The following is a 21,537-nucleotide window of genomic DNA, read 5'->3' on the forward strand; positions in this document are numbered from 1 at the left end:
AGTGCGACGACCTCGCTGGCATCGGCGCCGCGCCCGTGCTCGCGTGAGTGGTCGCGGACGGCAGAGTGTTCCCTCGGCCGTGCCGCCACCTGCGGTCAGGCGCTCGCCCGGCCTGGCTGGGGCCCACCGGAGGCCAGAGGGGCGGGCGGCCTCGGCGGGATGGGTCAGCGGGCGGCGCGGCGGCCGCCGGAGGGCCTCGGTGGGTTCGTTGGGGCGGTCGACCCTTGTGGTGCCGCGGCGTCCTCGGGCGTCTCCTCGGTGTTGGCCGGGCGGTCGGAAGTGCCGGGGGAGGGGGTGACGCCCAACTCACGCAGGGCGCGAGCGACGAGCATCAGTCCGATGAACAGACAGGCGACCGCTCCGAGGCAGGCAAGGGCGAGCAGCCACCAAGCGGACCGCTCTCCGCCCCGGGCCGCCGAACCGAAGTCGATGGCGGCGTAGACGAGATAGCCCCAAGCGACCACCAGTGCGGTGATCGCGAGTGCGAGGGCGGCTAGTCGGGGCCGGAACCGCCGTGGAGGCTTCGCTGCTCGTCGAGATCCCCCATGCTTGCCCGCCACGGGCGTCATTGTGACCGATGAGGTGGGTGATTGACGACTGGACACCCGTTCCGAGGGGGCTGAAGTGGTCCATCTCGCGTACCCGCAGGGCGACACGCCGCACTCGCCGCAGCCAGGTTGCGTCGCTCCGACGACCGACGTAGGCTGACACAACATCTAGTAGTTACAGCGGTGTAGTTCTCCACATCTAGTTCACAGGGGTGTGGCACTCTCTCCACAGATGATTGCTGGTTTCGCACACTTCATCCACAGGTTCGGCGTGGTTCCAAGACATCGTGAGGGGGATCCCATGCACTGCCCGTACTGCCGGCACGCTGACACGAAGGTCCTCGACTCCCGAGTCGCTGACGACGGGGGTTCGATCCGCCGGCGTCGGCACTGCTTGGGCTGCGAGCGCCGGTTCAGCACGGTCGAGTTGATGCAGCTCACTGTGCAGAAGCGGTCCGGAGCGACCGAGCCGTTCAACCGTGAGAAGGCGATCTCGGGAGTCCGCAAGGCCTGCAAGGGCCGCCCGGTCACCCCCGATCAGCTGGACTGCCTCGGCCAGGAGGTCGAGGACACGCTGCGCAACAGCGGGTACGCCGAGGTTCCCTCCCAGGAGGTGGGCATGGCCATCCTGGCGCCGTTGCGCAAGCTCGACGAGGTGGCCTATCTGAGGTTCGCCTCTGTCTACCGCCAATTCACCAGCGTTGAAGACTTCGAGGCCGAGATCGCCATGTTGCGAGCCGAGCGCCTCGTCGCCAGCCCGCCGACGTCGGGCTGATCACAGACGGCCCGGGCAGGTTGTGGGGAAGCGACCTGCCCGGGCTCTCCACCGAGCACCGACCTCCCATCCTTCGGGTGTCTTTCGTGACGCCTGAGACTGTCGGTGCTCCGCGCAACACTTGAAGCACGCACGACGACATCCACTACACACAGCCAGCGATTCGGGACAGGGGACAGCAGCATGACCGAGACGGCGAGCGGCGCAGATCAGCAGGATCTGGCCGGGCGGGGGCTCCACGTCGAGCGGGTTTTCAGCACCAAGGGCGTGCACCCATACGACGAGGTCACTTGGGAGCGACGCGACGTCGTTCAGACCAACTGGAAGACGGGCGAGACCGTCTTCGAGCAGCGGGGTGTCGAGTTCCCCGACTTCTGGTCGGTCAACGCCTCCACCATCGTGACCACAAAATACTTCCGTGGTGCCGTCGGTACCCCTCAGCGTGAGACCAGCCTGCGCGACATCGTCGACCGAGTGGTGCGCACCTACACCGAGGCCGGAGCCGCGCACGGATACTTCGCCGGCGAGGAGGACGCCGCGGTGTTCTCCGACGAGCTCACCTATCTCCTGGTCAACCAGTACTTCGCGTTCAACTCCCCGGTGTGGTTCAACGTCGGCACCAAGAGCCCGCAGCAGGTCAGCGCCTGCTTCATCCTCTCCGTCGACGACTCCATGGACTCGATCCTGAACTGGTACAAGGAGGAGGGGTTCATCTTCAAGGGCGGTTCCGGCGCCGGGCTCAACCTCTCCAGGATCCGCTCCTCGAAGGAGCTGCTCTCCTCCGGAGGTACGGCGAGCGGCCCCGTCTCCTTCATGCGCGGCGCCGACGCGTCGGCGGGCACCATCAAGTCCGGTGGCGCCACCCGTCGGGCGGCCAAGATGGTCGTCCTCGACGTCGATCACCCCGACATCGAGGAGTTCGTGGAGACCAAGGCGCGCGAGGAGGACAAGATCCGCGCGCTGCGCGACGCCGGTTTCGACATGGATCTCGGCGGTAGCGACATCACCTCGGTGCAGTACCAGAACGCCAACAACTCCGTCCGCGTCACCGACGAGTTCATGCGCGCGGTCGAGGAGGGCACCACCTTCGGGCTGCGGGCTCGGATGACCGGCGAGGTGATCGAGGAGGTCGACGCCCGCGGCCTGTTCCGCAAGATCTCCGAGGCCGCATGGGCGTGCGCAGACCCGGGCCTGCAGTACGACGACACCATCAACGACTGGCACACCAACCCCGAGACCGGCCGGATCACGGCCTCCAACCCGTGCTCGGAGTACATGTCCTTGGACAACTCCTCGTGCAACCTCGCCTCGCTCAACCTGCTCAAGTTCCTCGGCGAGGACGACACCTTCGACGCGGCCCGGTTCCAGCAGGCCTGCGAGGTCGTCTTCACCGCGATGGACATCTCGATCTGCTTCGCCGACTTCCCGACCGAGGCGATCGGGCAGACCACCCGGGACTACCGCCAGCTCGGCATCGGCTACGCCAACCTCGGCGCACTGCTCATGGCGATGGGCCTGGGCTACGACTCCGAGGGGGGCCGGAGCATGGCTGCGGCGCTCACTTCGCTGATGACCGCGGCCGGCTACAAGCGCTCGGCTGAGCTCGCCGCGGTGGTCGGCCCCTACGCCGGCTACGCCCGCAACGCCGACGCCCACAAGCGGGTGATGCGCAAGCACCAGGCGGCAAACGACCAGGTCCGCCCGCTGCACACCGAGGATGGTCGGGTGCTCAAGCTGGCGACCAGGGCGTGGGCCGACGTCGTCGAGCTGGGCAAGGTCAACGGCTTCCGCAACGCCCAGGCTTCGCTGCTCGCGCCCACCGGCACGATCGGCTTCATGATGGACTGCGACACCACCGGCATCGAGCCCGACTTCTCCCTGGTCAAGTTCAAGAAGCTCGTCGGTGGAGGATCGATGCAGATCGTCAATCAGACGATTCCGCGAGCGCTGACCAAGCTCGGCTACCAGGGCGAGCAGATCGAGGCCATTGTCGACTACATCGCCGAGCACGGCCACGTGGTCGATGCGCCGGGGCTCTCGCCGGCGCACTACGAGGTGTTCGACACCGCGATGGGCAAGCGAGCGCTCAAGCCGATGGGCCACGTGCGGATGATGGCGGCCACCCAGCCGTTCCTCTCCGGGGCGATCTCCAAGACGGTCAACCTTCCCGAGACGGCGACCGTGGAGGACATCGAGAACGTCTACCTGGAGTCCTGGAAGCTGGGGCTCAAGGCCACCGCCATCTACCGCGACAACTGCAAGGTCGGGCAGCCCCTGGCCGATGCGAAGAGCGAGCGGTCCGACGCGGCGGCAGAAGTGGTCGAGAAGGTGGTGGAGAAGGTCGTCTACGCCCCGACCCGAAAGCGCCTGCCGAAGTCACGGACCTCCCGCACCACCTCCTTCACCGTGGGCGGCGCAGAGGGCTACATGACCTCCGGGGCACACGACGACGGTGAACTCGGCGAGATCTTCCTCAAGCTGGGCAAGCAGGGTTCCACCCTCGCCGGCGTGATGGATGCCTTCTCGATCGCGGTCTCGATCGGCCTGCAGTACGGCGTCCCGCTGGAGACCTACGTCTCGAAGTTCACCAACCTGCGCTTCGAGCCGGCCGGGCTCACCGACGACCCCGACGTGCGGATGAGCCAGTCGATCATGGACTACATCTTCCGCCGCCTGGCGCTGGACTACCTGCCCTTCGAGGAGCGCTCGGCCCTGGGCATCTACTCCGCCGAGGAGCGCCAGCGCTACCTCGAGACCGGCTCTTATGAGCCCCTCGAGGAGACCGGATCGGCAGCCGAACTCATCGAGGCCGCCCAGCCTGAGCGCGCGCGTGCGTCGGTCGAGGAGGAGAGTTCGGCCTCCGACCTGGAGACGGTGGAGGCAACGGTCGATCGAGAGGCACCCGCAGCTCGCACCACCGCCGAACTGCTCGAGCAGATCAGCGGCATGGCCGTCGACTCCCCGCTCTGCCTCACCTGTGGCACCAAGATGCGTCCGGCGGGCTCCTGCTACGTCTGCGAGGGTTGCGGCTCGACCAGCGGGTGCAGCTGAAAATGACCGAGGTTTCCGTGTCCCCTACGGGGCCCGGATTTGAGCGAACAAGAAAGTGAGAGCTCCCTTGAACTAACCAAGATGCGGTGTCCCCCCGACGGGCCAACTCCCCGACAGTGGACACCGCATCTGCGGGGTCGAACATGGTTGGGCCAGTCGCCGTCTGGCACCGCGAACCTCCGTCAACGACCCCAACCGGTGGAAGAGGAACATCGTGATCAGGCAGAGCCAGCACACACACCAGGGCGACGCCCCGGCGCTGGATGCTGCCTCGAACGACGGCGCTGATCCGACCCGACTCATCCCCGACCTTGACCGGCCCGGCCTCCCGCAGTGTGGGGAGCCGGGCCGGCCCCACGTCTGGCACCTGTCGAGCGCTATCCGCTCGGGTGCCGGGGCCTGCGTCGTCGCATCGGACGGGCCCACGAAGCTCTCGCCGACGGTTCAGCGTCGGTGCGAGGTGATCAACTGCACGCGGGCTATCGAGGCCCAGACAAGAACTCGAGGCCCGGTCCTGGCAGACCGGGCCTCGGAGGCACCGACCGAGTGGCCGAGTGCGGGGCGTTCACCCGTATTTGACCACCCCCGGTGCCGGCTTGTCCATACGGCACCAGGGGCGGGGGTGAAGAGAGAGATGACCAAGAGGAACACCAGGCAGACGAGCGCGAAGGCTGCGTCGGCTGCCAGCAAGGTGCTGAGCAACCCGAAGGCGGGCAAGGCCGCGAAGTCGGCTGCCGCCAGCGCGTTGTCGCAGACGCCGAAGCGGAAGTGACTCTCGGCGGCCCTCCCTACGGGGAGGGCCGCCACCCCGGCCGTGCCGTCCGGCGCGACCACTCTCTTCAACCTCTAGGAGGCCCGCATGAAGCGGACCGTGGACAACTCGTTCACCAAGCTCGACGAGAACCTCAACCTCGACCCGTTCGTGCGCCTGAAGGCGCAGAACCTGCACAACACCATCCGCGACGACCTCACCAAGGCCGGCCTCATCGCGGGCAGCTTCCTCCAGGGGTCGTTCGCCCGCAAGACCATGCTGAAGCCGCTCAAGGACGTCGACATCGTGTGCCTACTGCCCGCCGACCTCTGGGAGCAGCTGCGCGGCCCGGACGGCCCGGGCAGGGCCATGGAGTCGTTCAAGGCGCCCATCGTGGACCGGTGGCCCGACGTCCAGTTCGACGTGGGCGATGAGCCGTCCGGCAAGGCGCTGCGGCTCACCCTCAGCGACGTCGACTTCACCATCGACCTCGTGCCGGCCTTCGACACCGACAACGACTACGTCCTCATCGGTGACCGCTTCGAGGGGACCTGGGAGCTGAGCAACACGCGCATCCAGCTGAAGCGTGTCTCTGACCGGAACCAGGCGACCAATGGCCGATTCGTCCACCAGGTCCGCGAGGTCAAGGCGCTCTCGAAGCACCACGAGGAGCTCGACTTCGTCTCCGGCATCGTCGTGGAGTCGCTCGCATACGCCGCCATCGGCCGCAAGATGCTCGACAAGGACGCGGTGGCCGCCGTCCTCGAGTACGCCAAGGACGCCGTCAAGGGCCCGGTGCTCGAGCCGGCCGGAGAGGACGACGTCACCATCAAGTGGACCAGCGAGGAGCGGGAGACCGCGGCTCGGGTGTACGCCGAGGCCTCCCGCAAGGCGGCCGAGGCGCTCCGGCTCGAGCGTGCCGGCGACATGGACGGCGCCATCAGCGTGTGGCACTCGCTGTTCGGGGACGTGTTCCCCGACGCGCCGGCCCGCCCCGTCCTCGACGTGATGACCGCCTTCGCGGCCGGCAGTGTGTCGAGTGCGGGACGTCCGAGCACCACGACGGTCGCGCAGCAGGCCGCGGCCCCGGGCCGCTCCTGGACCCGCGGACCGGACCGTGGCGAGGGCTCGGTCATCGGCCAGCCGGGCACGTGGCTCTCACGCTGAGCGACGTCCTGGAGGACCCGGAGCGCGTGCGCCGGGTCCTCCAGGACGAGCTGTTCGGCGTGACCGTCGACGACCTTCGTGAGCCTCGGTACGGCGGCCTGGTCATCGACCTCACGTTCGCGCCCCTGCCCGAGCTCGCGGCCGCCGGCTATGAAATCGAGCGCGGTCGCGTCAGCGTCCGGCCCAGCGGGGACATCTACGCGTTCCCGCTCGGGCCCGACCGGACCTGGCACCACCGCAACCCGTCGCCTCTGGGGCTTCGGTTCGGGAAGCTCGCCGGCGACCTGTGCCTGTGGTACCCGAACGACCCGCGGTCGCTGCGATGGGACTGGGACGACGGGCTCGAGCAGTACGTCACTCGTGTGCACCGCCACCTGCTCTTCGAGGAGTACTACCGACGCGAGCGCCAGTGGCCGGTCGAGGACGCCCCGCACGCTGACCCCGTCAACGGCGCACACCCCATCCGGAGCGCCTTCATGCGCAAGGAGGAGCGCCGATGGGCGTCCTGACCGTCCACCTGCTGACCGCCGGAGTCGCTTCCCACGTGATTGCGGGCGGGGAAGCACCGGCAGCGCCAGCGAGCGACGACAACTCGACGAGCGTGTGGCTTCTCCTGGCCATCGCCCTCCTCGGGTCCTCGGTCCTCGCAGGGGTCATCACCAGCGTGCTCGGCAATCTGCGGGCCGCAGCGACAGCCCGCCGCGAGGGGTACGCGAACGCGGTTCGGTCGCTCATCTCGCGCGGCGAGTATCCATACCGAGTCCGACGCCGGGTCTCCGACGACCCCGAGGTCCTGTCAGCTTTGGTGGAGCGAGGTCACGACTTGCAAGAGCAACTCGCGGCCTGCCGGACCTGGGTCGCATCCGAGCATCAGGTTCTGGGCACCCTGTTCGAGGCGGCGCTCGCCGCGATCGACGGGACCGTCGGGCCGGCGATCAAGGACGCATGGAACCAGCCGCCCATCACCGTCGCCGCAGGGATGAACCTCGACGGCTGGGGGCCGGGCGATCCGTGGCCGCACGTCGCCAAGTTGGAGCGGGCGATCGCGTTCCGCTTCGGCCCTCGCCGCTTGGTCCCGTCCAGCCTCTGGCAGAGCCTGATCTGATGCGCCCTGGCTGCGGTGTCTGGGGCGCTTCTTTAGCGGCGAAGGATCTGGCTGGACTGACGCCTAGAGCGTCGGCGAGTCGCCATACGGCGCCTAACGAGACACTGCGCTTTCCTCGTTCAACCGAGCCCGTTCTAAACGTCTGCGGCGCCAAAGCGTCCCCGTACCGTCTCACGCTCGACGGTGCACCATGGCTCCGAGTCGCTCTCGAACACCGAAGGGACGGTCGGGATAGGTGGAAACGAACGTTGAGCAGGTTCGTGCGGAGATCCGCTTCGCCCTGAACCAGCTGAGCGTCAGGAACGGCCAGCACGAATTCGAGACCCTGACCCGCATGCTCGCGCGCGCGACCGTGAGCCGCAACATCCTCCCCGCGACCGGGCCGGTCTCATCCGGGGGAGACCAGGGCCGCGACTTCGAGTCCTACCCCACGGAGATGCCGGGTCAGGTCCAGCCCCTCGGCCAGGAGCTTGGTCTGCCCGATAAGGCGTTGGTCGGCTTCTCCTGCACGCTCCAGAAGGATGGACTACGCGGCAAGATCCGAGGCGACGTCGACAAGATCATGGCGGACGGCGAGCCCGTGGAGTTCGTCGTCGCCTACTGCGAGGCCGACATCCCCGTCTCCCGGCGCCACGCGATCGAGCGCGATGTACGAACCAAGCACGGCATCCGCGTGGTGATTTTCGATGGCAACGCCATCGCTGAGCACCTCGCCGACCACGCCACCTTCTGGATCGCCGAAACGTACCTCCACGTGCCGTCGCGCGTCCTTCCACCTCCGCCGGACCGCCCCGAGTGGTACGAGCAGGACCTGGTCAGATGGCGGGCGGACCACGAGGGCGTAAATACGATGGGTCGGCTCGTCGACCTCGCCGGCTGCCTCCACTACGCCTGCGGGACCCATGACGGGCGGCCCGACATCCCGTTCTGGCTGGAGAAGCTCCAGTACGCCCTTGCGGCCGGCAGGCCAGCAGCGCTGCGGCGCCGGGCCCTCTACGAGTACATCGTGGCCAATGTACGGGGCTTGGGGGACCTTCGTCCCGCAGAGGAACACGTCGCCGACTTCCTGAGTTCGTCCCTCGAAGCTGAAAATCCCAGCGACCTCGCGGACGCGGCTGTCGTGCTGATGTACGCGTTCGGTGCCTTCGCTCGGGGCAGGACCCGTCTCACGGCAGGGACGCTCCAGGGGTACAACACCGGGCTCCAGCAGCGGATCCGAGTCCTCTTGGACGAGGAGCCGACACCCGGCTACCGATGTCAGCTCCTCGAAACCCTCGATCCTGCGGCTCCAGCCAGATGCCGTCGCCGCGGAAGCGGCGGGGCTCCCGTACCGCGCCGACGACGACATCACGGCCAGCACCTTCGAGGAGCGGATAGCCGCCCTCGACGCCGGTGAGATGCGGCCCATTCCGGTCCCGCTCATCGACCCCCAAGCTGCCATCGAGACGCTGTTGTCGCTGACGCACGCGCTGCCCGAGGCGCCGCTGTTCCCCGTGGAGCCCCTCAGCCGGCTCCTGTCTCTCTACACGCCCACGCTCGTCGATGAGCTGGGGTACGACGAGATCGCGACCGCAATCGACCGGCGTGTCGCCGAGGCAAGCGGCGAAACGGTGGCAGCTGATCGCGCCCTCGACCGCGCCCACGCCCTCTTCAACGGGCGACGCATCCTTACGGGCCTCCGGCACCTTCACCGGGCCCGGCTCGGGTTGTTCAACGGCGACGCGAGGTCACGGATGGTCGAGGTCACCCTCGGGACCGCGGCGGCGTACCGAGAGTTGGGACTTCTCGCAGCCGCGAAGTACTACAGCCTCATAGCAGTCGAGCTGTGCGACAGCGAACATCTCGAGCAGCACTCCGAGGGAGTGGCTCAGGCGGCAATCGCCGACTACCACCAGGGCAACTGGGTCAGCGCCACCTACCTGAACTGCCACGCCCTGATGGCGCATCGACTCATGGCCGAGCAGCCGCTCGATTTCGAAGTACACCCGTGGCTCTCCGGGCCTTCTTCGAGCTGTCCCAGATCCGGTCCGCCGCCGACAAACTCGGGACGCCCTACTCCGAGTACGTGCAGAAGGCGATCGGAGCGGTCGGCGCCGGCCAGTTCCTCAATGACCTACTGCACGACGCGCTTGAAGGGCAGCCACCGTGGTGGGACGCGCTTACGGCCGACGAGCACGTGGCCAAGGTGGTCGCCGGCCTCGGTGCTCCGCCGTTCGCCGATACCTCCGAGCATCGCTGCATCCGCTTCAGCTGCCTCGGTGTGACCTGGACGGTCGTGTTTCGCAATCTCTATGCCGACACGGCGGTCGGCGAGAGGTGCGCGGCCGCTCTTCAAGTGACCCTCGCGCACCTGGCGCAGCACGACCCGGGCTTCCTACCCACGCAGGTCACGGTCTTCGTCACGGCGGCGCCACCGGGGAAGCGGGTCCACGTGGAAGAAATGCCGTCGACGCCGGAGGAGTCGAGGCTCAGCGTTCAGCTCCCACGATCCGGGAAGCGGACCCGTGAGCACATTAACGAGGTGGCCCGCGAGACGCTCGGGGCGGTGACAAGCGCCGTAGTCCTGCCCTCCACGCTCAACGATGACAAGTTCAAGGACCTGCTGACTGCTGCGATGGAGGACGACCTCCTCTCTCTCATCGTCTTCGGCGCGCCCTACGACGCTGCCTGGGGTGCGGTGGTGCCGGAGGCGGAGTTCGCCACGTGGCCAAGGTCGGCCCCTCTCTTGGGCGACCCCAGACAGAGCCAGTTGGCGGTTCATCCGGACCTTTCCATGCCGGACGTGCCCGGCCCGGGCTACACGAGCGCGCACAGCCTCGCTGAGGTTGAGCACCGATACCGCGACCTGCCGCCCCGGATGGCGCCGACGCTGCAGGCCCTGCGAAATGACGCCGCCTTCGCGGAAGCTCTCGCCGAACTGCGAGCCGAGGGCTGGACCGATTGGCAAGTGCTCATCGCCGTCCACAACCTCGCGAAGAACGCCCGCCTGCAGCTGGTCGTGCCCGCCAACCAAGAGGAGGCCAAGGCGATGACCAAGCGCTTCATGGCACCAGAACCACCCGGTGACCCCATGCCCGTCGAACTCTTCACCGCGGACGCCCTGCGCCTGGCGATCCGCACGGCCGTCGGCTCGAGCGCCAATTCGTGGTGGAAACTCGAACTGCGGCAGAACCCGCTGAACCCAGACGCCATCCTGAGGCTGCTCCGCACCCGCTACGGATGGGCCACGGACGACGTGGAGCACCCTGATCCGTTCGCAGCACGAACAGAAGAGCCGGAGGCGCCGGCCGATCACGCCTGAGCGCCCGGGAGGCCGTCCGGACCCGCAAGGGGGGGCAAACCCGTGCCGCGTTAGTGCTTCCAGCCCTTCGGCAGCCAACTTCGGGCCCCGCGTAGCCGGGCCGCGAAATGCGGTTTGAGCATCTCTCAGCGCACCCCCTATGGGCAATGAGGTGGCGGGGGGACTCACTCCGTTCTCCGCATGCGGTGATGGATCCAGTCTTCTTCGCCCGTGTGTCTGCGACGTCGAGAGCAGTGACCGCGGCAGCTTCAGCGAAGAAGCATGGTGTCAGACGTGATCGCAGTGCCTGTGTCTCTCCGGAGTCAGCACCCCGTCCCGTCGGGAAAGCTCGGCCTGGTCACGTCCGCGTCGCACTGCGGTCAGGGCGCGCCCCGTGAGCGCCGTGAGCCCTCACGGGGACCGTCCGGGGCGGTACTGCTCGGCGACGAACAGGAGAAGGGCATCATGCAGCTCCGTGGACTGCCTCGTGACTTTGCTGTCTGCGCAGTGCGGGAACACCTTCAGTACAGGTCAACTGGGTAGGCCATGGCGACAGGCTTGTTTCCGGCATCGAGCCGGGCAACCCGCTGGGTGGCGTGACTGCGACCGTTGGGCCGGAGCATCTACGCTGCCGGCATGGCCGGTGACCCAGATCCGTACGCCCAGACCCTCGACGCCATCGACGTCCGTCGGACCAGCCTGTCGGTAGGCGCGCCGGCCGCGGGGGAGGAAGGCGGATGGTCTGCGGGGGAGATCGAGGCGGCGCTTACCGAGCTGGACGCGGACGAGGCCGCCCTGCGCGCCCATTGGCGATCCGCCACGCAAGTCGTGCTCGATGGTCAGCCGGAGCGATGCGCAGAGTGCGGGCAGCCGCGCGACTGCCCTACGGCGAAAGCGTTGTTCTTGGAGTATGCAGACTGACTGAGCGGCCACCTGTCACGTCCGCGCGGGGGTGTTGCGGCCGGATTAGCGCCCCAGTTCGGGACTTCTAGAACCCCGTGATGACGGCCAGAGCGACGAGGACCGGCGCGGAGGCGGCGACCCTGCTGTCGGCTCTTGGACTCGACAGTTGGGTGGTCATGCGGCACGTCGGAGAGGTCTTGTTCACGCCCGTTTCAAGCACCTTATAGCGGCTATGGCGCCTTGTAGCGTCTATCGCACCACGGGCAGCCTTGGCATCGGAGCGCGGGCTTGCTCTCCGCTACGGCCCGTGACGACTCCAAGCTAAGCGGGGACCCGGTACCCGTGCCTCGCGGAACCGCGCGACCATCTCGGGCGATATCGCGCGACTTTCGATGTTGTCAAGCATAGAACCAATACTTCGCCGAGGTGATCGCGGCACGGGTGTCGGGGCGGTCGCGTTCACGGCATACCCGTGGTCCGTCACGCCAAGCAAAGACACCGGGTGTTCGCGGAGCCTGGCGGCGGCATCACCAGCCGTTGAGATCCGCCTCGTCACGAGATACTGAAAACGCGCTCCAGCCCTGCCCGCGAAGCCACACGTACCCGGTGACGGTGTCTGGCGAAGGGCTTCGGCCAAGCCAGACGCCGTCAATACCCTCAATGTCTATGTCGGCCTCCGGCAGGCCTTCGGTCTCGAACGAGCGAAGCATGGCAAACCCTTCGATGAGCTCGACCCACAAGGGACTGCTGCACGAACGGGTGACAGGTTGGGTCACGCAGCCTGTGTGGCTGGCGCGGTCATGATGGTCTCGAACTCGATGGGGGTCAACCGCCCGAGAGCGGCCTGCCTACGGCGACGGTGATAGGTCCTCTCGATCCAGGTCACGATCGCGATCCGGAGCTCCTCGCGGGTGGCCCAGGCTCGGCGGTCGAGGACGTTCTTCTGCAGCAGCGAGAAGAACGACTCCATGGCCGCGTTGTCCCCGGCTGCGCCGACTCTGCCCATCGATCCGACCATGCCGTGACGGTTCAGGGCGTGGACAAACTTCCGGCTGCGGAACTGGCTGCCGCGGTCGCTGTGAACGATGCAGCCGGCGACGTCGCCGCGGCGTGCGACAGCGTTGTTCAGCGCCGCCACCGCCAGCCGGGACTTCATCCTCGAGTCGATCGAGTAGCCGACGATCCGGTTGGAGTAGACGTCCTTGATCGCGCAGACGTAGAGCTTCCCCTCACTGGTGCGGTGCTCGGTGATGTAGGTCAGCCACAGCTCGTTGGGGGCCTCGGCGGTGAACTCGTGCCGGATCCTGCCCTTCTCGTCGACCACCGCGCAGAGGTCGTCGTGGACCGGCGGGCCCGGCTTCTTCGCCTTGCCCTTCTTGGGCTTGCCGAAGGCCGACCACCAGCCCAGCTGCGAGCAGATCCGCCACGCGGTCCGATCGGCCATCGGCTCACCGGCATCACGCGCTTCGTCGACGAGGAACCGGTAGCCGAACTCCGGGTCGTCCTTGTGGGCGTCGAACAGAGCATTGGCACGGTAGGCCTGCTCGAGCTCGGCGGCGGTGACCGGACGCTGGAGCCAGCGGTAGTAGGGCTGGCGCGCGATCTTGAGCACCCGGCACGTCACCGCGACGGGAATCCCGTCGCCGGCCAGCTCGCGGACGAGCGGGTACATCATTTTCCCGGGAGGTTGGCCTGCGACAGGTAGGCGGCTGCGCGACGGAGGACCTCGTTCTCCTGCTCCAGCAACCGAACCCGCTTCCGCAGTTCTCGCTCGGTCGCCGACTGAGCAGCGGTGGTTCCCGGCTTCACACCGTCCTCGACGTCGGCGGTCTTCATCCAGTTCGTCAGGCAGGACTCGCTGATGCCGAAGTCGGCAGCGATCTGCTTGAGGTGGACGCCCGGCTCACGGTTCCTGGCGACACGAACCACGTCGTCGCGGAACTCCTTGGGGTACGGCTTCGGCACAGCAACATCCTTCCAGTGGCACCCCTCGGCACCACAGATCAGATGTCACCTACCCGTGCAGCAGTCCCGGGCGTTGAACTTGACGCGCTGTTGCGCGAAAGGGTGTGGGATCGACCGGTTGAGATGGGCCGTGGCAGGGGACACTGGATGGGCCCGACCGGACCCGCCAGCCACTAAGGTCGCGACGCAAACCTCGTCGACAGCAAGGACGCCCGGGAGGACTCAAAGCGGCGGGGGACACCTACTACCTGGTCAGGTCCAGCTGAGCATCACGGCCACCCGCGCCACGGGCCCGGGGGTCTGAGCAAACGTCGCGGTGGGGTGGGGGTGGAAGCCTCCACCCCACCGCGACGCGCGACAGGGACCTTCGGATCCGACCTGACCGATGCGCGGGGCGGTCAGGCGGTCAGCGCCCTGGCCTCGTCCGCGGGGAGCGGCAGGATGTCCAGGTCGGTGCCTAGATGAAGCACTTCGCACGCCACGCCGCGACCGCCCAATGCGGAGTAGTACGTCGAGGCGGCGGCGCGGTCCTCGGCCGTGACAGGGGGCGGGCCCGGTCGGCAGTGCAGCAGGGCGACACTCCCGCCATCGAGGCGACCTGTGAGGGTGCGACGTAGGAAGAGCGCAAGGTCTTCCGCCTGATCGGGAGCCATCACCGCAGGTATCTCGGCGATCTCCTGGAGCAGTGGCAGGGGGCGGTGATCGGGGCCGATCAGTGCCACGTAGAGGCGGGGCTCGTGCCGTCCCAGCGGTGCGATCAAGGTGCGCCAGAACTCTTGGACATCGACCTGGGTGAGGAGTTGCGGGGCGAAGGGCGTGTTGGTCATGCCTCCACGGTGCAACGGCTGCGCGGACCGCGCGAACGCTTCTCCACAGGGCCGAGAGTTGGGCCGGAACAGATGCACAGTGATGCGTCGGTGGCCGGTCCTCCCCAAGCGCTGGCCAGGGGCTGTCGAACTCCGGAGGATGAAACCAGAGTCGGGGCATGACGAACACGCGACACCGCCGGGCGCCCTCCGCCCCCACTGCTCCCGGCCGAAACTCGGGTGGGCCGGCACGGACGGGCAGACGGCCTCCGGGCGTGGCTGAGGTGGAGGAGGCGCTGTCCCTCGCTCTCGCCGATCCCGTGGCCCTCGTGGAGGCTGCTTCCCAGTTGCGTCATCTGCGTCGGCTCACGGTTCGCGAACGGATCGCTCGGGCCTGGGTCGATCCGGGGTACGAACAGCTGTGGCGGGCTCTGGCCCGCGTCGCTCCGGCTCCCGTTCGACGATATTGCCTCGAGTTCGCGGCGGCCTGCCGGTGGGGCACCGATGACCACCGGATGTGACCGGGCCCGAGCAGGCGTGACCCCTGTGGAGAGTCGGTGCTACCACGGCCGCACGCCCGACATACGCTCCCGGTCATGGAGCTGAACGCCGCCTACGATCTGGCGTGTGCGTTGCTGGTCGAGCATGGGCTCGCGCACTGGCAGGTGACCTTCGACGCGGCGAAGCGTCGCGCAGGGGTCTGCGACTTCGCCGAGCGTCGGATCGGGCTCAGCGCACCACTCACCAGACTCCACGACGATGCTCAGGTGCGCGACACGATCCTCCACGAGATCGCGCATGCCCTGGCGGGTCCGCGCCATGCCCACGATCAGCACTGGCGCCGAATCGCGATCGCGATCGGCTCTTCGGGGGATCGCTGCACCCCGGCAGATGCACCCCGCGTGCCCGCGGCGTGGCTCGGGGTCTGCCCGAGCGGGCACGTCGTCGAGCGGCATCGGCGGCCCGAGCGGGTGGCCTCCTGCCGGGAGTGCAGCACCACCTTCGACCTGGCGCACGCGCTCACCTGGACCCGCCGCGGACGGCCCGCCCGGATGCACCCGAACTACGAGGCCGAACTCGACGCGCTCACGCGAGGCCAGGCCCAGACCCGGTTCTCGGTCGGCAGTCGGGTCCGGGTGAGTGCGCAAGGAGAGTGGCAGGGCCAGCAGGGCACCGTGGTGAAGCTGGGGCGCACCAGCTATCACCTACGGGTGGGGCGCTCGGTGCTCCGGGTGCCGTTCGCTCTGGTGGAGGGGGCCCGGTGAGCACCGTGACCCGGTCACCTCGGCACCCACCCACGGGGCAAGATGGCCTCGTCGGGATCGGAGCGAAGGGACGAGCATGGCGCAGCAGACCGTGAACGCCTCGACAGCTTCGCCGTCCCGGCGCGGGCGATGGCTGTTCTGGCCCGGTGTGATCCTGGTGGTCGCCGGCCTCGCGCTCCTCGGGTACGTCGCCTGGCAACTGTGGGGCACCAACTACGTCTCCCAGCAGCGCCAGGAGCAGGCAGTCACCGAGATCTCGGAAGCCTGGCAGCAGGGCGACTCGGTCGTGGCGACCGATTGGGGCGAGGCCGAGGCGATCATCCGCATCCCACGCTTCGGCGACGACTACGCGATCCCGGTCTTCGAGGGCACCGGCGACGAGGTGCTCTCGGCCGGCTACGGACACTTCGCCGACACGGCTGAGCCGGGGCAGATCGGCAACTACGCGCTGGCGGCCCACCGGGTCACGCACGGCGAGCCGCTGCGCGACATGCCCGAGCTCGATGTCGGCGACCAGGTCATCGTGGAGACCCGGCAGACGACGTACACCTACGAACTGGTCAGCGGCGGTGATGACCTCATCGTCGACTTCCACGACATCTGGGTGACCGATCCGCTGCCCACCAACCCGGAGGGCGGTGTCCAGCCGCCCCAGAAGAAGAACCAGCGGCTCCTCACGCTCACCACCTGCTCGGAGCTCTTCCACACCGACAACCGGATGATCGCCTTCGCCACCCTGGTGGACACGGCACGGCGCAGTTGAGCGGGAGTCGCCGGGCCCGGGTGGCATCGGAAGCCGAGCGGTCAGCTGTCCTGGTCAAGGTCGAGACCGGCGGCACGTGCGGGCGCGGCGTACGCCTCCGCCAAGCTGCTCACCGTCTCGTGCGCGTTGAGTCCACTCGGGTTCGGCACCACCCACAGTTCGCTCTCCTCCCAGTCCTCCGGCTGTCTGCCCAGAGTGGCCTTGGGCATGCCGAAGGCCGTCCGGTACGCCGTGATGCCGGCGACCGCGATCACCCGGGGCCGCTCACGGCGGACCAGTTCACGCAGGATCACACCGCCCTGACGAAGCTCGGCCGGGGACAGCTCGGAGGCGCGCACCGTGGCGCGGTGCACCAGGTTCGAGATCCCGATGCCCCGGGAACGCAGGTGTTCCCGGTCCTCCTCGGCCATGCCCGTGCGCTCGATCGGGCGAAGGATGATCCCCGCTTGTAGCAGTGCCGGGTAGAACCGGTTCACCGGGTGCGCGAAATGGGTCTGGGTGGCGGCGGTCCACAGACCCGGGTTGATGCCGACGAACAGGAGTTTGAGCCCTCCGCGGGGAGGGAGCAGGTCGGGGACCTCCTGGTCACGGTAGGACTCGAGTTCGGCGCGGGTGAAGCGAGGCACGGTCGAACCCTAATCACACCGGTGGTGTGGCGGCGCTGTCGGCGGTGATCGGCGGTGCCGGCCGCAGGCAGGTGCCCTAGGGTCACAGCCATGCCGACGTGGAACACCTTCATCGAGGGGGACAACCTCGAGGTCCTCCACGGGCTCGCCGTCGGCGGCGAGCGGTTCGACCTCATCTACATCGATCCGCCGTACAACACCGGCAACGACTTCGCCTACGACGACGACAGGCGTGGACCCGACGGCGGTCGGGCGGGACGCCATCAGGCGTGGCGGGCGATGATGCGGCCGCGTCTAGAGGCCGCCCGCGAGGTGCTCGACCCGGCGGGCGCCCTCTATGTCAGCATCGACGACCACGAGGCAGCTCACCTGCGCCTTCTCCTCGACGAGGTCTTCGGTGAGGGCAACTTCCTCGCTCAGATCGTGGTCAATCTCAACGCCAAGGGCCGCCAGCTCGGGCATGGGTTCGCTACCTCGCACGAATACCTCCTCAGCTACGCGCGAGATGCCCGGCGTTGTCGGCTCGATGCGAGCAGCCCCGATCACGTGGACGAGAGGGACTTCCCGTTGACCTCGCCCGAGGGGCATCGGTTCCGGCACCTGCCGCTGCGCAACACCAACAAGAAGTTCAACCCGATCACCGCACCGACACTGCACTTCGCCATCTGGGGTGACCCCGCGACCGGCCTGGTCAGCCCCGATCCGTTCGACGGTGCGGTCGAGATCTCACCGGTCTTCGGCGATGGGGCGCCGGCCGTGTGGCGGTGGAGTCGGCCGCGCATTGCGGCCCGCGCCACGGACCTGGTGTGTCGCACCATCAAGGGGCGACGCGGGGAACGCGTGGACGTCTTCCAGCGGGACTGGCTCCATCCGCAAGAGGGACGGCGGCGAAAGAAGCTGCGCACCATCTGGCTCGCCGAGGAGATCGGCTCGACCGACACGGCCGTGGCCGAGCTCAAGGACCTGGTGGGGCACGTCTTCGAATCCCCGAAGCCCACCGGCCTGATCCGCCGGATCCTGGGGACGATGCCGGAGGAGGCACGCGTGCTCGACTTCTTCGCGGGATCGGGCACCACCGGGCACGCGGTCGCACTCGCCAACCTCGCCGACGGCGGCACCAGGAGGTGCCTCTCGGTGAATGTCGCCGAGCCCACTCGCGAAGGGTCCAACGCGCAGCGGGCAGGGCTCTCGAGCGTCGCCGACATCACCCGTGCCCGCCTGCGTGCCGTGGCCGAGACACTGGGCGGCGGTCTGGATGAGCGGGTCTGGCCGTGCTGAGCCGCGGGGGTCTGTGCAGGGCCGCCGGAACGGGCCAGTTCGGAGCCACACAGCATCGCGTGCACTGGGTCCTCCACAGAGCCCCGATCCTCCGATGACGAGCCCCGGAGTGACTACCTAGCGTCTCGAGTACGCCGGAGAGCCCGGCGAGGCTCACTCGGGAGGTTCCGATGTTCCGTTCGTCCATGACCGACCCGGCAGCGCCCAGGGAGGCGGCACAGCCACCACCGCCCACGGGGCGACGACCGCCGGTGAGCGGCTTCGTGGTGGTTGCCACCGTCCTCGGTGGTCTCGTGGCGGCGATGCTGCTCGCGGTCCTGGCCACGGCGGCGCCGGCTCACGGCGCACCCGACACGGTCGGGCGGAGTCCGGTGATGTCGGCATTACGGGGTGGGGCCGCGCCGCCCGGCACGATCGTGCAGATCACGGGTACCGCGGACGTGGGCTTCGGGCTCCGGTTCGCCTCGGGTCGCTGGACCTACCCGCCCACCCGCTCCGAAGCGTTGGCCGAGTGCGGTGAGTACGCGAGCGCCTTCGACAGGGTGCGGTGCCGCACTCGGGTTCGTACCCACTATCGCGACCTGGCGGTGACCCAGCAGGCGCTCCGGTGGGCACGATGACCGCCGCCTGCTCCGCTCGCCTGCCGCAGTGGGGGAGGACGGACGGCACGCGGCGGAAGGTGACCAAGAGGACAGTGGCCTCGCCCGGAGCCACGGCGAGATCCTGGCACGATGGACAGCATGCGCAATATGGCCGCGCTGGCCGAAGACATGACCTGGGAACGGGCCTATGGCGCCGGTCGACGACGAGTCGGGGCCCGGCTCCGTCGGATCTCCGACAAGCGCTGGCAGATCGGCCAGTGCGCGGTGGCGGCGGGAGTCGCCTGGTTCGTGGCCCACGAACTGTTCGGGCATCAGGCGCCGGTGTTCGCGTCGGTGGCGGCGGTGCTCAGCCTCGGCACCTCCTACGTGCAGCGCACCCGACGAGTGGTGGAGGTCGCCTTCGGGGTTGCGATCGGTGTCTTCCTCGGAGACCTTCTCGCCAACTGGCTCGGCCAGGGCGCCGCACAGATCTCGCTGATCGTCGCCCTGTCGATGGTGGCCGCGATGTTGGCCGGTGGCGGCACGTTGTTCATCAATCAGGCAGCTGTCCAGTCCATCTTCGTGGTGGGGTCGCTGGCCACCGTCGACGCCGGCTTCGTCCGGTGGAGCGATGCGCTGATCGGTGGCGGGGTGGCGCTGGTCGCGGCCAGCGTGGTGCCGGGCGCGCCGCTTCGTCAGCCGCAGCGCCAGGCAGCGGTGGTGGTGCGCAAGATCGCGACCCTGCTGCGGGCCACAGCGGAGGTGATCCGCGAAGCCGACGCCGTGTACGGCATGAAGGTGCTCGCCGACGCCCGGAGCACGACACCGCTGATCCGCGAGCTGCAGGCGGCCGCGGCCGAGGGCATCGCGGTGGTCGCGATCTCGCCGTTCCGGGTCAGACACCGCCCGCACGTGCGCCGGATGAACGACCTGATCGAGCCGTTGGACCGGGCCATGCGCAGCACCAGGGTCCTGGTCCGCCAGGTGGCGGTCGCCGCCTACCGCGGGGTGCCGGTCCCCGAGTCGTATGCGGATCTCGCCCTCGCCCTCGCCGAGGCGACCGAGGACCTGGCAGAGCGCGTGGCCGCGCACGAGTCGCTGGGGGAGGAGTCGGTGGAGGACGGGCTGGTGCAGTCGGTGCGTCCGCGCCTGCTGGAACTCGCGGAGTCCTCGGGCCGGGTCGAGCGCAGTGACGTGCTCAACGCGGATGCGATCCTGCTGCAGCTGCGCAGCGTCCTGGTCGACCTGTTGCAGCTGACCGGGATGGGCCAGTTCGAGGCCACCGATGCGCTGCCCCCGGTCCGCCGGATCGGCGAGTGACGACCCGTACCGGTGAGCGGCCCCGGTGTCGTGGTCACAGACTCTCTCGGAGCTCGCGCACCACCGAGTCCACGACGGCGACGAGGTCGCCGGAGGTGCGTTCGGCCACGGCCCGCTGGCGCTGGTAGGACGCTCCGCGGGTGATCATGTCGGCGACCGAGGCGAGTTCGCGCTGACAGCCCAGATCTGCGGCGACGGGTGCGAGGCGGTCCAGCAGGTCGGCCAGATCCTCGGTGACCAGTCGCTCGTGATTGTCGGAGTCGAGGATCACGATGGCGTCGAGTCCGTAGCGGGCTGCGCGCCACTTGTTCTCCTGGACATGCCATGGCGGCAGGACCGGTGGCTGCTCCCCGGCCGCGATCCTGCGGTCGAGGTCGACGACCAGGCAGTGGGTCAGTGCGGTGAGGGCGGCGAGTTCGGAGAAGGTGGCGACGCCGTCGCACACCCGGGTCTCCAGGGTTCCCAGGTGCGGCGCCGGCCGGAGGTCCCAGCGGATCTCTGAGAGTACGTCGATCACCCCGGTGGTGAGCTGGTCGTGGGCGAAGGCCTCGTACTCGGACCACTCGGTGAACTGGAACGGAAGCCCCGCGGTGGGCAGCTGTTGGAACATCAGCGCCCGATTGGACGCGTATCCGGTGTCCACTCCGGACCAGATGGGAGAGGAGGCCGAGAGGGCCTGGAGGTGTGGGTAGTAGGTGAGCATCGCGGAGAGCACTGGGAGCACCCGCTCGCGCACGGGCAGGCCGACGTGGACGTGCAGGCCCCAGATCAGCATCTGGCGCCCCCACCATTGGGTGCGGTTGATCAGTTCCGCGTAGCGATGGCCCGCGGTGAGCCGCTGCGTGGTCCACGAGGCGAACGGGTGGGTGCCGGCGCCGAAGAGATCGATGCCCAACTCCTCGCAGGCAGGCAGGATCGAGGTCAGCGTGCCGCGCAGGTCGGCCATCGCTTCCTCGACGGTGTGGCACACGTCCGTGACGAGTTCGATGGTGTTGCGCAGCAGTTCCTGGTGGAGCTTGTGCGGCTGGGGCATCCGGGGACGGGCACGCGCGAACAGGTGCGCCGCCTCGTTGACCAGATCGCGGCTGTGGCGATCGACGAGGGCCAGTTCCCACTCCACGCCGAGGGTGGGCTCCGGGGAGCCGTGGAAGTCGATGCGCACCCACCCAGCGTGTCATGGTTCGTCCCGGCGTGGAGGTGCCTCGCACGCGGGTCGAGTCCGGCCGCGACTGCACGGGAGCGCTGTGCGGCGCCGGCGTGTGGCCGGGGTGAGGCAGGTGCGAGGCCGGTGCGAGACCGGGGTGACACGGATGACACCACTCGTCCCTGCGGGGCTCGTGACCCGGCGCCGCG

22 protein-coding genes are annotated in these 21,537 nt (G+C 68.4%); 15 read left to right on the forward strand and 7 right to left on the reverse strand.

Features of this window, described 5'->3' with window-relative positions; all coding sequences use genetic code 11:
• Positions 1-164: 164 nt before the first annotated feature.
• On the reverse strand, positions 165-464 hold the full coding sequence (locus G515_RS0105900) for a hypothetical protein (protein WP_028659417.1): 300 nt from the start codon (positions 462-464) through the stop codon (positions 165-167).
• A 385-nt stretch (positions 465-849) separates the two neighbouring features.
• Between G515_RS0105900 and nrdR the strand changes: the two genes are divergently transcribed.
• The 7 genes from nrdR (at position 850) to G515_RS0105935 (ending at position 8,793) form a co-directional block, all read left to right on the forward strand.
• On the forward strand, positions 850-1,323 hold the full coding sequence (gene nrdR / locus G515_RS0105905) for a transcriptional regulator NrdR (protein WP_028659418.1): 474 nt from the start codon (positions 850-852) through the stop codon (positions 1,321-1,323).
• Positions 1,324-1,506: 183 nt separating this feature from the next.
• Positions 1,507-4,374, forward strand: coding sequence for a vitamin B12-dependent ribonucleotide reductase (locus tag G515_RS0105910; RefSeq protein ID WP_028659419.1), 2,868 nt, complete (start codon positions 1,507-1,509; stop codon positions 4,372-4,374).
• Between the two features lie 634 nt (positions 4,375-5,008).
• Complete coding sequence (locus G515_RS23460; RefSeq protein WP_169570446.1) at positions 5,009-5,146, forward strand: hypothetical protein; 138 nt, start codon at positions 5,009-5,011, stop codon at positions 5,144-5,146.
• Between the two features lie 87 nt (positions 5,147-5,233).
• A complete protein-coding gene (locus tag G515_RS19735; protein WP_169570449.1) occupies positions 5,234-6,292 on the forward strand; it encodes a nucleotidyltransferase domain-containing protein in 1,059 nt (352 codons plus the stop codon).
• Positions 6,277-6,801 carry a hypothetical protein gene (locus G515_RS23265; protein ID WP_157571013.1) on the forward strand — a complete coding sequence of 175 codons (525 nt, stop codon included), beginning with the start codon at positions 6,277-6,279 and terminating at the stop codon, positions 6,799-6,801. The genes G515_RS19735 and G515_RS23265 overlap by 16 nt, the downstream gene beginning before the upstream one ends.
• Entirely contained in the window at positions 6,789-7,397 is a 609-nt protein-coding gene (locus G515_RS0105930; protein WP_211220957.1) for a hypothetical protein, read from the forward strand. Before G515_RS23265 ends, G515_RS0105930 begins: the two co-directional genes overlap by 13 nt.
• Before the next feature lie 334 nt (positions 7,398-7,731).
• Entirely contained in the window at positions 7,732-8,793 is a 1,062-nt protein-coding gene (locus tag G515_RS0105935) for a hypothetical protein (RefSeq protein WP_157571014.1), read from the forward strand.
• Between the two features lie 331 nt (positions 8,794-9,124).
• On the opposite strand, the gene G515_RS0105940 is transcribed toward G515_RS0105935, so the two are convergent.
• The gene (locus tag G515_RS0105940) at positions 9,125-9,382 is read right to left on the reverse strand and encodes a hypothetical protein (RefSeq protein WP_028659424.1); all 258 of its coding nucleotides are present in this window, start codon (positions 9,380-9,382) and stop codon (positions 9,125-9,127) included.
• 2 nt (positions 9,383-9,384) lie between these two features.
• Between G515_RS0105940 and G515_RS0105945 the strand changes: the two genes are divergently transcribed.
• Positions 9,385-10,698: a hypothetical protein gene (locus G515_RS0105945; RefSeq protein WP_028659425.1), complete on the forward strand. Its 1,314-nt coding sequence runs from the start codon at positions 9,385-9,387 to the stop codon at positions 10,696-10,698.
• 615 nt (positions 10,699-11,313) lie between these two features.
• Entirely contained in the window at positions 11,314-11,598 is a 285-nt protein-coding gene (locus G515_RS0105950) for a hypothetical protein (RefSeq protein ID WP_028659426.1), read from the forward strand.
• Between the two features lie 509 nt (positions 11,599-12,107).
• Here the strand turns inward: G515_RS0105950 and G515_RS0105955 are convergent.
• The 3 genes from G515_RS0105955 to G515_RS19740 form a co-directional block, all read right to left on the reverse strand.
• Positions 12,108-12,356, reverse strand: coding sequence for a hypothetical protein (locus G515_RS0105955; protein WP_028659427.1), 249 nt, complete (start codon positions 12,354-12,356; stop codon positions 12,108-12,110).
• A protein-coding gene (locus G515_RS0105960) for an IS3 family transposase (RefSeq protein ID WP_157571015.1) occupies positions 12,353-13,545 on the reverse strand; the annotation gives its coding sequence in 2 pieces (ribosomal slippage) (positions 12,353-13,258 and positions 13,261-13,545; 1,191 coding nt in all). Before G515_RS0105960 ends, G515_RS0105955 begins: the two co-directional genes overlap by 4 nt.
• Positions 13,546-13,943: 398 nt before the next feature.
• Positions 13,944-14,372 (reverse strand): hypothetical protein, encoded by a 429-nt coding sequence (locus G515_RS19740; RefSeq protein WP_036554392.1) that lies wholly within the window; start codon positions 14,370-14,372, stop codon positions 13,944-13,946.
• 254 nt (positions 14,373-14,626) lie between these two features.
• On the opposite strand from G515_RS19740, the gene G515_RS0105975 reads away from it, so the two are divergent.
• From G515_RS0105975 to G515_RS0105985, 3 genes are all read left to right on the forward strand, one after another.
• Positions 14,627-14,872, forward strand: coding sequence for a hypothetical protein (locus G515_RS0105975; RefSeq protein WP_028659430.1), 246 nt, complete (start codon positions 14,627-14,629; stop codon positions 14,870-14,872).
• A 75-nt stretch (positions 14,873-14,947) separates the two neighbouring features.
• Positions 14,948-15,616: a SprT-like domain-containing protein gene (locus G515_RS0105980; protein ID WP_028659431.1), complete on the forward strand. Its 669-nt coding sequence runs from the start codon at positions 14,948-14,950 to the stop codon at positions 15,614-15,616.
• Between the two features lie 76 nt (positions 15,617-15,692).
• Positions 15,693-16,379 (forward strand): class E sortase, encoded by a 687-nt coding sequence (locus tag G515_RS0105985; protein WP_028659432.1) that lies wholly within the window; start codon positions 15,693-15,695, stop codon positions 16,377-16,379.
• Positions 16,380-16,420: 41 nt separating this feature from the next.
• Here G515_RS0105985 and G515_RS0105990 read toward each other — a convergent pair whose 3' ends face one another.
• Positions 16,421-17,005, reverse strand: a complete 585-nt coding sequence (locus tag G515_RS0105990; RefSeq protein WP_028659433.1) for a mismatch-specific DNA-glycosylase — start codon at positions 17,003-17,005, stop codon at positions 16,421-16,423.
• Positions 17,006-17,095: 90 nt separating this feature from the next.
• On the opposite strand from G515_RS0105990, the gene G515_RS0105995 reads away from it, so the two are divergent.
• The 3 genes from G515_RS0105995 (at position 17,096) to G515_RS0106005 (ending at position 20,184) form a co-directional block, all read left to right on the forward strand.
• The gene (locus tag G515_RS0105995; RefSeq protein WP_028659434.1) at positions 17,096-18,283 is read left to right on the forward strand and encodes a site-specific DNA-methyltransferase; all 1,188 of its coding nucleotides are present in this window, start codon (positions 17,096-17,098) and stop codon (positions 18,281-18,283) included.
• Positions 18,284-18,534: 251 nt separating this feature from the next.
• On the forward strand, positions 18,535-18,903 hold the full coding sequence (locus G515_RS19745; protein WP_157571016.1) for a hypothetical protein: 369 nt from the start codon (positions 18,535-18,537) through the stop codon (positions 18,901-18,903).
• Between the two features lie 111 nt (positions 18,904-19,014).
• Positions 19,015-20,184, forward strand: a complete 1,170-nt coding sequence (locus G515_RS0106005; RefSeq protein WP_028659435.1) for an FUSC family protein — start codon at positions 19,015-19,017, stop codon at positions 20,182-20,184.
• 34 nt (positions 20,185-20,218) lie between these two features.
• Here G515_RS0106005 and G515_RS0106010 read toward each other — a convergent pair whose 3' ends face one another.
• The gene (locus G515_RS0106010; protein ID WP_028659436.1) at positions 20,219-21,346 is read right to left on the reverse strand and encodes a glutamate--cysteine ligase; all 1,128 of its coding nucleotides are present in this window, start codon (positions 21,344-21,346) and stop codon (positions 20,219-20,221) included.
• Positions 21,347-21,537 lie beyond the last annotated feature (191 nt).

This window comes from Nocardioides insulae DSM 17944 (genome assembly GCF_000422825.1).
GTDB classification, from domain to species: Bacteria; Actinomycetota; Actinomycetes; order Propionibacteriales; family Nocardioidaceae; genus Nocardioides; species Nocardioides insulae.